The 9,469-nt window shown below is 59.4% G+C and carries 8 protein-coding genes; 6 read left to right on the forward strand and 2 right to left on the reverse strand.

What is annotated here, in order from left to right:
• On the forward strand, window positions 1–585 hold a 585-nt coding region (locus tag EVC45_RS42390), incomplete at its 5' end, for a hypothetical protein (protein WP_211193573.1).
• Window positions 586–1,276: 691 nt separating this feature from the next.
• Complete coding sequence (locus EVC45_RS42395) at window positions 1,277–5,350, forward strand: plasmid replication protein, CyRepA1 family (protein WP_129964056.1); 4,074 nt, start codon at window positions 1,277–1,279, stop codon at window positions 5,348–5,350.
• Window positions 5,351–5,602: 252 nt separating this feature from the next.
• Here the strand turns inward: EVC45_RS42395 and EVC45_RS42400 are convergent, their stop codons facing one another.
• Window positions 5,603–5,896 (reverse strand): hypothetical protein, encoded by a 294-nt coding sequence (locus tag EVC45_RS42400; protein WP_129964057.1) that lies wholly within the window; start codon window positions 5,894–5,896, stop codon window positions 5,603–5,605.
• Window positions 5,897–6,206: 310 nt separating this feature from the next.
• Here EVC45_RS42400 and EVC45_RS42405 point away from each other — a divergent pair, with 310 nt between their 5' ends.
• From EVC45_RS42405 to EVC45_RS42415, 3 genes are all read left to right on the forward strand, one after another.
• Window positions 6,207–6,854: a hypothetical protein gene (locus EVC45_RS42405; protein ID WP_129964058.1), complete on the forward strand. Its 648-nt coding sequence runs from the start codon at window positions 6,207–6,209 to the stop codon at window positions 6,852–6,854.
• A gap of 123 nt (window positions 6,855–6,977) precedes the next feature.
• Window positions 6,978–7,238, forward strand: a complete 261-nt coding sequence (locus EVC45_RS42410; RefSeq protein WP_129964059.1) for a hypothetical protein — start codon at window positions 6,978–6,980, stop codon at window positions 7,236–7,238.
• A 77-nt stretch (window positions 7,239–7,315) separates the two neighbouring features.
• On the forward strand, window positions 7,316–7,507 hold the full coding sequence (locus EVC45_RS42415; protein ID WP_129964060.1) for a hypothetical protein: 192 nt from the start codon (window positions 7,316–7,318) through the stop codon (window positions 7,505–7,507).
• A gap of 87 nt (window positions 7,508–7,594) precedes the next feature.
• On the opposite strand, the gene EVC45_RS42420 is transcribed toward EVC45_RS42415, so the two are convergent.
• Window positions 7,595–7,822 carry a hypothetical protein gene (locus tag EVC45_RS42420; RefSeq protein WP_248295488.1) on the reverse strand — a complete coding sequence of 76 codons (228 nt, stop codon included), beginning with the start codon at window positions 7,820–7,822 and terminating at the stop codon, window positions 7,595–7,597.
• A gap of 1,038 nt (window positions 7,823–8,860) precedes the next feature.
• Between EVC45_RS42420 and EVC45_RS48095 the strand changes: the two genes are divergently transcribed.
• Window positions 8,861–9,163, forward strand: coding sequence for an HNH endonuclease (locus EVC45_RS48095; protein ID WP_373683126.1), 303 nt, complete (start codon window positions 8,861–8,863; stop codon window positions 9,161–9,163).
• The last annotated feature ends 306 nt before the right edge of the window (window positions 9,164–9,469 follow it).

Here is a 9,469-nt window from a genome sequence, read left to right on the forward strand (position 1 = left end):
CGAAGCCCGTCAGGAAAGGCTGATGAAGCTGGCCGCCTGAGCTGCAAAAGCTTGTCCAGACAACCGGAGCCGATACACGCCGCGCTCTCAGACAACGAGCATTTTGAGGTTTTGGGCATCAATGGTGACGCAGTTTTCGTACGCCAGAAGCGCCTCGGCGCCGTCGTCAAGCTGCGCGGTACGCCGAACCGGTTCATGTTGGCGCAGGTCGCACCAACGACGTGGTGGGATCGGCATTTCCCAAAGCGCCCAGGGTGGCGCGACAAACTGGCGGCCGCGAAGTCTTTCATTATTCACGCGTCCGCTGCGAAGGGGCATTACGACGAGGAGGGCATTGCACGGCGCAGGATGGCAGACGAAAAGCGGGCGGCGCAGCCGGCGCCTGTGCTAACGGCCAGCGGACTTCCGGCAGCGTTCGTCATCGGCGAAAAGGACGGGTACTTTTACGTCCGGTGCCCACACTGTGGAGGCACCCACGTGCACGGTGCGCCGTTGCTCGGCCCGCGTGTGCCGCATTGCTCGATGAGCTATCCGGGTCTACCCGACTACGAGCTGGTGCGCCGTAGCGTGGCGAGCACAAAGTAAATCACGGCCGCCGGCGGGCGGTCATCAGGCTGTAGCAAAACGACGAGCCCGCCATTGCCCGGGCTTTTCTAGCTTGCCAATGCGTCTGCGGCGCGCCGTCGTGTGCGTGGCGGGGTCGGTGGTCGGAGACGACGTGCTGCTATGTCATGGTGCTCGCGGATGAGGTGTGCGTCACGTGCGCGACGACGTCGGCGAGATGGTGATCAGGGAAGGATGCTGAAAAACCGGCCGCAGAAACCAAAACGCCCAATTGGTGCGGGACGAGCGCATGGGTCCAATTGGGCGACTACGTATCTGGCTCAGCGGAGGCTGAAGGCAATAGCTTTGAACGGCAAGTTCAAGAACGATTATATCCAAATGACGTGCTGACTCAAAGAACAAAATGCACGCGAGTAGTCCTGCTCGGCGCGTTGTCACGAAAAATCGCTAGCGTTTTGGTCGGTCAATGGAGTGGCATGAAAATTCAGAAAATAAACGCCTTTGAGTTCGTTTGCGAGATCAGTAGAATTTTTCGAATGGCATGATGGACCGACGATCCAGAGTGCTTAACCTAGTCGGCCTACCGTGACGAGACGGAAGGACGGCGCATCTATAGGCACCTTAGTTTTGAATGGCAATCTGAGTAATCCGGCCTCAACCGGAGATAGAGCGCTTTGCTCTAAAAAATCGCCCGCTCCTCTGAGGGGCGCTCATGCTGGTTATTGAGAACGCTGTAATTGACGAGCTCGTCGATGCGTTCGCGGCTCACGGCATTATTGTCGACCCGGCGGACATTACCGAATCCAGTAAGCCCAAGCGGATCCGCGCCGACGGCGACGGCCCCAAGGTCAAGGACGCCTGGTTCACCTTGCACCTGGACGGTCGTCCAGCGGGCTCGTTCGGCCACCACTCGAAGTATCCCGGAGAGACGTTCAAGTTCCGCTTCAATGGCGAGATCGCGCCGGAAACTGCCGACCAGCGTCGCGCACGTCTTGAAAAGCGCGAGCGCGACAAAGAAGCCAAAGAGGCGGAGCAGCGTAGGCGTGCCGTGCGCACTGCGGAGAACGCGCGGCGGAGCCTGACGGCTGCGACACTGTACTCTCGCGAAGAGCACGCGCGGCTGAACGGCTACTTTGATCGCAAGGGCATCGTCGACGCGCGCGGCGTTATGTTCGGCGCCTTCAACACGTTCAATCCGGCGACCGGTAAGCCGACGACCATCGAGGACGTCATGTTGGTTCCGATGGCGGACATCGACGGCAACTTGCGCTCGATGCAGGCGATCTTCAACGATGCAGACAATGTTCTCGGCCGCGATCGGACGTATCTTCCAGGCACGCAAAAAACCGGCCTCTTCTTCAGCATCGGCGATATTCAGCAGGCTGACGGCGCCGACGTGATCATAGTTTGCGAAGGCGCCGCGACCGGTCTTCAGATTTGGCACGCGACCCATCACGCGGTGCGCGTCGCGTTCGACGCGGGCAACCTCGAACCGGTGGCGCAGGCGTTGCGCGGCGCGTATCTGGATGCCACGATCATCATCGCCAGCGACAATGATCAATGGAAAACGCCCGGCCGGAACCCCGGCCTTGAAGCGGCTAACGCTGCAGCGGCTGCGGTCGGTGGCGTGGTGGCGTATCCGCCGTTTGACGCGTCGCTGGGCAAGGTCGACGCCTCCGGAAAGTGCAGAGGGCCGACAGACTTCGATGATTTGGTTCGGGCCGATGGCGCAGGCGCGGTACGCGAGATCTTCGAGGCGGTTCTCAGGCAGGTGCGCTCGGCTAAACGTGAGGCGCAGGAGACCATTGATCGAGCTCGTGCGGCTGCGCTGCCGGTGTTTGAGGCTAACGATCTTCCTGCGACCGAGCTACCAAGCGTCTCACTCCAAAAGCATTGCTATGCGCTACATGCATTTTCGAAGCCGCCGGAAGCTGGAAAGGACTCGCACGTCACTACGCTCGAACGCGAGTTGCGTAAAGCGCGCGGCTATGAACCCTCCGAGCCTGGTCAAGAGGGCATGCACCATAGCGCTGCGTCTTACGCATGGACGCTCATCAAGCGCCGCGTGCGCTATTTGCCTGCTGATATTGACCCCGACGATCTCATCGCGAATATCCGGTGCGCTGGCGCTCCGATCCATGAAAAAACGCTGTCAAGCATGGTCGGCTGGCTGGAATATATGTGCTCGGTTCGTCGCGGCGTGGCTCTCCTGCGAGCGGATATCTCGGTAGGTGCGAAGGCTCGGCACATTTATACACCGTGCACCGAACTGCCGGTGTTCGCCGACGAAGACTGGACCGGCGTGATCCTGATCCGCGCGCCGATGGGAAGCGGGAAAACGCAAAGGGTCGGTGCCGGGTTTGCCAAATTCGCGAAACATAGCGAGACGGTTAGCGGCGACGCGCGATTCGTCGCGATCGTGCACCGCGTGACGCTGGTGAGCGAGTTGGTGAAAAGGCTTGAGCTTACTCATTATCGGGATGGCAGGCATCCGATCACGAAAGAAAACGCGGTCGATGTGACGGCGCTCGGTGTGTGCCTGCCGTCGATCAACAAAGCATCGTTGCGCGCGATCATGCAGAACTGCAAGTATCTCCTTGTCGACGAGATCGCCCAGGTGCTCACGTTCTTGGAGTCGAAAGCGTGCTTTGAGGACGAGGGCGAGAGTTCACGCCAAGGCGTCTATGCTGCGCTTCAAGAGCTGGTCCGCAATGTGACGTGTGTTGTCGGCATGGATGCCGGCGTCAACGATCGCGTAATCGAATTCATCGAGGAATGCCGTCCGAATGAGCAGTTTCGAATCTACGACATGGCTCAGAAGAATGAAGGGCTTTCGGTCAAGTACGGGTTCGGATCGAAAACCGTCGACATGTTCTACGAGGAAGCGAATCGTCGTCTCGACGCCGGCGAGAAGCTGTGGATTGGCTGTGACAGTCGCAAGCAGGCAAACGAGTTGTATGAGGCGTTGACGAAGATTCATGGCGATAAGCGGTTCATCCTCATTACGCGCGACACGACAGACCGGAATGAGCAGCGCACATTTCTCGCCAGAGCGGATGAGGTGAGCCGGGGATACGACTGCGTGATTCACAGCCCGTCGATCAGTTCCGGCTTGTCGATCGAGCACAAGCGCAAGGACGCTGCCGGCAATGTCCTGCGCGACGAGAACGGAAACGACATGGTCGATCTTCACTTTGATCACGGTATGTTCCTCGGCGGCGGCTGCTCGATCTCGGCGGCCGACGCGTTGCAAATGATGAGGCGCTGCCGGTACATCAAGACATGGACCGTTGCGATTCACCAGAACAGTACTGAACCAGGTCCGACCGACGCGCGTGACATCATCGCGGCCAAAGAAAAGGGCGTGGCTGCCGAATGGAAGCACGAAAAGGCTGAACAAATCGCATGGTATTTCGCCGGCATTGAGGCGGATCGCAACGGCGCAAAGATCGAGTTTGCTAACGAGCTGCTTTGGCTGATGGAAGATGCGCAGTTCACTATCGTGCGCACGCACCAGACCGAAGACCGTTTCGACCCTGCTGCCAGGAAAGAAGCTCGGCTAACGATCGAGATGCGCGAGAAGTCGATGATCCTCGCCGCGCGCGATTTGAACAATGAAGAAGCGGAGCGCCTTGAGCGATCGTCCGACAAGACGGATGAGGATAACGCCGCATTGAAGCGGCACGAGATCGCTGGTCTGTTCGGTGCCGACGTGTTCAAGATCGCGGCGGAGAACGTCGTCGATGCGCCGCTTTGGGACGCGTACAAGGATGGGCGCGGCCTGCGACGAATCGACGGCTTCTCGGCCGCCGTGCACGGGCTTGCCGACACCAGCGAAGGTGCAAAGGCGATCGAGGACATGCATTTCGACGTCGCGCGGCGCCAATTTCACGCGTTTCTGTGGGGCGACACGGTCATCAAGCCAGGCAATCAGATTGATCGTGCTGCAGCGGCCGGCATAGTCGAGCGCGCGATAGCGAATCGAGTCACGTTCGCTTATCACGGCATCATCCCGAAGCGCTTTGCTGTCGGCAAGTCTTACAAGGCGAAAGCGAATCCGCTTGATGAAGTCGCAGCCATGTTGAAGTTGATCGGGCTCGATGTGGTCGAAGTAGGGTCGACTAATAAGAAGTCAGGCCCTTCTGCGATCGAGATAGAGCAGACGTCGTTCTGCTTCATGGAGGAATGGTCGGCACGGCGCCGTGCGATGCAATCTGGCGTGCGGTATGTGGCGCCGGCGGCTCCTGCGCCACTTCCGACGCTGGCGGAGCGTATCCAGTCGCTGCAAGCCCAAGGCGCTCGCGGCGTCACACCGTGCGTCGTCGACTCCGGTGCGCTGTTCAACCTGATCAACGCGACGCTACCCAGGGGGGAGCAGGTAACGCGCAACGCGATCGCGGCGGCGCTGACGGCGCTCGGCATGGTTCACTTTTCGAAGGCCATGAAGTGGGGCAAAAAGGTTATCAGCGTGTGGGTCGACGCCGATCTGGCAGGGGCCACAAACGAAGCCGTTCGGGGGGCGCTCGACGAGGTTGGGACTTGTGATTCGGTGGCGGTTCTGTTTAAGAGAACCATGGCGTTTTCGGAAGTGCCAACCTCCCTGCGAACGCGCGCCCAGCAAGGCGGTGAGGCAAGAACAGGTGTTCCGGCAACGCTCGACGCGGAAATGGCTGAAAACGACGGCGGCGGCGCTGAAAATCTGACGCTTCCGGACGATATCAACCATCTTCTGGCGATCGCCTGCCGGGAGGATCGGGAGTCGCTGGAGTGCGCGGTAGCATGGTGAGCGGAGGGATCGGCAACCGTGAACGTAATCAGGATCACGGCGCCGAACCCGGCGACGACTGGCGAACTGCTCGACGTGGTGATGCCCGACCCCAGCAACGCAACTAACCGTCAGTAGCGTTGCTCGCGGTCGAGTTTGGTGAGGCCTCTGGTGATCGGCTCCGACGGCGGCTTGGCAGACAGATCGAGAAGGGGCCAGCCCCGGGTGACAGTCTCAAGTCCGAACGCTGCCGCATTCTTCGGACGGTGGTGATCATGATGCCGGAGCGGCTTTGAGCCACTCGAGCACTTCCGGGCGTGGCTCGGTGAATCGCGGCGCGGCGAACCAGGCGACAAATTCATCGTGCCACAGCTCGAGGGCGTAATCGGTTAGGTCGAATTGATCATCCAGCGCGCCGTGCCCGTCCTCGTGCAAAAACGTGTAGACCACGCGCTCCCCGTTCCAGTAAGCGACGGCAAAGTCGGTCAGGTCGGCTGTCGTGCCGCGCGGCTTGTCGCGGAGCAGCTTGGCGAGGTCGGCGTCGACGGTTTCGTGAGTCATTTGCATGGCGATCTCCCCCTATCACGAGCACGCGCGTTGGCGTACTGGTTTGCGTACTGGAATGGACTAGATCCATTGTCGGACGGGACGACGGCGTATGCGAGTCTGCAAAAAAGTCTGTAGGTCTTGAGGTGCGGGTGTGGACTGCAGTGCGGTGATCGCGTTGAAGGGGCGCGGGCGACGGAAAAGCGGAGTGCGGCGTCCAAACAGGCGGCGGATCGGCAAATCAAACGTGTTTCGAAATCCGCGCGCCTTATCCAGCAAGGCTCGCGCGTCGTGACTTTAGACTGGTTTATAAACGTCCTGAGATTTCGAAATGCCACGTCCCGCCGATCCGCAACGCTTTGACGCGATGAACCATATCCGTCGGTACGTGCTCGAGCACGGGGAGCAGGAAGGCCAACGTCTGGCGAAACTCGCCGGCTACAGACACGTGAACAAGGCTACCTGGAGTCAATGGTGCAAGCGTGTGCGCGAGGAGGATCGCCAGCTCGAAGCGGACGTGATTCTGAATGTGCCGCATCCGGGGGTGCCGGCTGGGCAGGCGCCGCCCTTCACACCGATCACACCGGCGACGCCTGAACAGCGGGTAGCCGTACGCCGTGCGCTGGACTTCTTCCGCGAGCTCAACACGATGGCGGACGATGCACAGCTGCTGCGGGACTATTCAGTGGCCGTTGATTCAGCGACGGGCGTGCGAAAAGTTAAAAATCCAGTGATGCTAGCGCAATCGCACAAGATGCGCGGCGTGACGCTCACGCTGGCGCTTAAGCACGCAGAAGCGGCTTGGAATATGGGGCGAATGGATGAGTTGTACACCTGCGTGATTGAGGCGGTTGGCAAGGCCGATCGAGGCGTTCAACGGGACGTCATCGCGCGGCTCCGCGAGCTGGATGCGCGACGGGGTGGTGCCTCCGAGCTCGGGATCGGTGTGGTGCCGTTAACGGCGGCGATCGACTCGTAGGGCGGCCTGCGGCGATCAGGCAGCGCGGTAGAGAGGGGTTCCTAGTGCGTCAACGGTCGTTACTTGAAGATGAGGTCTGTTCCGGGGCCCTGTGTGCTTCGGCGATCCGACAAAGGAATGGACATGGAAGTGAAGTTGAACGCGCCGCGCGTCGGCCGCAAGGACCCGATCGAGTGCGCGTATAAGGCGGTGCGGTCGTCTGCCTACGGCGCTGGGTTCGTCGCCGGCGAGAACGCGGCTACGGCGCGCGCCGAGCTGTTCCGGCGCGAGATGGCTGTCGTGCTGCTCGGGCTGGGCGATGCGATCGCGGCTGGCGAAATGGCGGACCTGCTCGCATGGTACGGCGCCGCGTCTAAGGTGTTTGCGTGCGGCGCTGCCGAGTGATCGGTGAGGACAGCCAGCTCGGCGCTCACAGCGCACGACTACATTCTGTTATCCTGACTACAGAGATGGAGATCATCATGGCAGAGCAGAATAGACCGGAAGACAGTGAACAGGTGAACGGCTTCGATTATCGCCTGTTCGACGGGTACGACGGCGCGGCCAGTGCCCCTTCTGCTGACTACATTGCAAAGCTCCTCGCGAGTGCTCCCGAAGCGGTACGGGCCAGGATTGCGGAGGCCGCAAAGGAAAGAGCGGCCGATCAGAAGTAACAGCCCCTCGCGGCACTGCCCCCGCTGACACCTGCAACGCGGCCGCCTACGGGTGGCCGCTTTCACGTCCTGTGCATGCTACCGACGTCAATCCGAGACGAATACCTTAATGGACTTTGGATGGTCCAATTCGAATGCGCCTACACGTCCCGCGCGGACATCGAGGACCAGGCGGTCGATCAAGTCGAGTTGCTGCGTCTCAAGCTCGACGTCGCCGGTCTGCGCGGCCTCAACCCGTGCCGACCATTCGCGACGATGCCTCAACAAAAACAACACGGCGCTCGAGCGCCGCATAAAGAAAAGATCACGATCCATTCCGACTGCCGACATCTAACTGATTCGAGCAGCACGATAGCACGCCCACGCTGACTGCACATTTGGGCGCGGCACGGCGAATGATGCGCCCTATGTGCGGCCGAACCAGGCCTCGGATCCCGGAAAAGCTCACCTATAAAGGCGTCGCGCGCGGCTGCTAACAGATCATCTATCTGTTGCGCGACTGTGCATCAACCGTCGACTACCGGATTGAGCGAGTCGACGACTGACAACTCGTCCCCATTTATTTGTCACTGCGCCAGCTTATGCGGGAACAGGATCTGGTATTCCATGCACTGGTCGCCTCGACGAAATATGGTATTGTTTGTCCGGCAATATCTCAAATAATTAGGATAATTGATCAAAAATGATCAACCGAGCGCGGAATAAGTATCATCCGTCGCGTTTGATCGTTGGCAGTCACGCCCTATGAACAAGCCAAGACTCGACCACGCGAACGTGCATAACCTCGTCGGCCGGCGCTTCGGGCGATTGCTCGTGACGCATAGAGACTATAGTGTTGGGTTCAAAGGCGTTCGATGGGTTTGTCGCTGCGATTGCGGAGCTGTAAAGTCAATTGCGGCAATCAAACTCTCGACAGGTAATACAGTCTCCTGCGGTTGCTACGTTGCTGAAATACGACGAGCGTACAACTTGTCTCGACACTTTTTCGTCGGCAAGACGTTCGGGCGGCTAACCGTGGTGGCGCGCACGACCGTTGCTGGTTCAATGCGTTGGCAATGCGCATGTTCCTGCGGCGGCGAAAAGGAGGCGACAACCCTTTATCTGAAGCAGTCTCGCGTGCCTTCCTGCGGTTGCGCGGAGCGGGAGGCGGCTGCAGCACGCCGGTTTGTAGACCTATCGGGTAGGCGATTTGGAAAATTAGTTGCAAACGAGCACATGGGATTCGACCATAGTCGCAAGGCGATTTGGCGCTGCACCTGCGATTGTGGGCTGATAAAGATCGCGCGCGGTAACAGTCTCGCGAGTGGGCGCACAATATCGTGCGGGTGCGCACGCCAAGATCCGACCGTGTATATGACACGCGGTGCACGCGACGAGGCGGCCGCGAAGTGCGCAAGGCGGCGAGCACGAAAACGCCACACCGAAGGCTCCTATACGGCAAAAGAGCTCAGGGCGTTGTTTGCTCTTCAGCGGGGAAGATGTTCAAGTTGTGGTCAGAAGCTTCCGAAGGAGCATCACAAGGATCATATTGTCGCACTCTCCAACGGCGGGACGAATTTCATATGGAACATCCAGTTGCTTTGCGAGCCATGCCATTTGACGAAAGGCACGATGGATCCTATCGCTTGGGCACAGAAATTTGGCCGCCTTCTTTGACGTGCCCGACCCGCGCCCGGCATTGCAGCGCGGATCCCGCAAACCATCACCGTTCAAGTTGCCGCACGTCGGGTAGAGCAGAACTCAATTCTGTTAGTGTTAAGCAAGACGACGTGGACGACGAATGCAGCGAATAATGAGGTTGTCCATTGTGCAGAACAGTCCTACACTGATTTGCGGATTTTGGCTAGCGGTGGTCGCGACCATCTGCTATCAACCAAACGACATTTAGCATGGCGGCCTCAAAAGCGAGGTGCAACACTTATCTCGTATAAGGTGTTGCAATGCCCGACAAAACTACTTCTA

The sequence above is a fragment of the Paraburkholderia sp. UYCP14C genome (assembly GCF_004197395.1).
Lineage (GTDB): Bacteria > Pseudomonadota > Gammaproteobacteria > Burkholderiales > Burkholderiaceae > Paraburkholderia.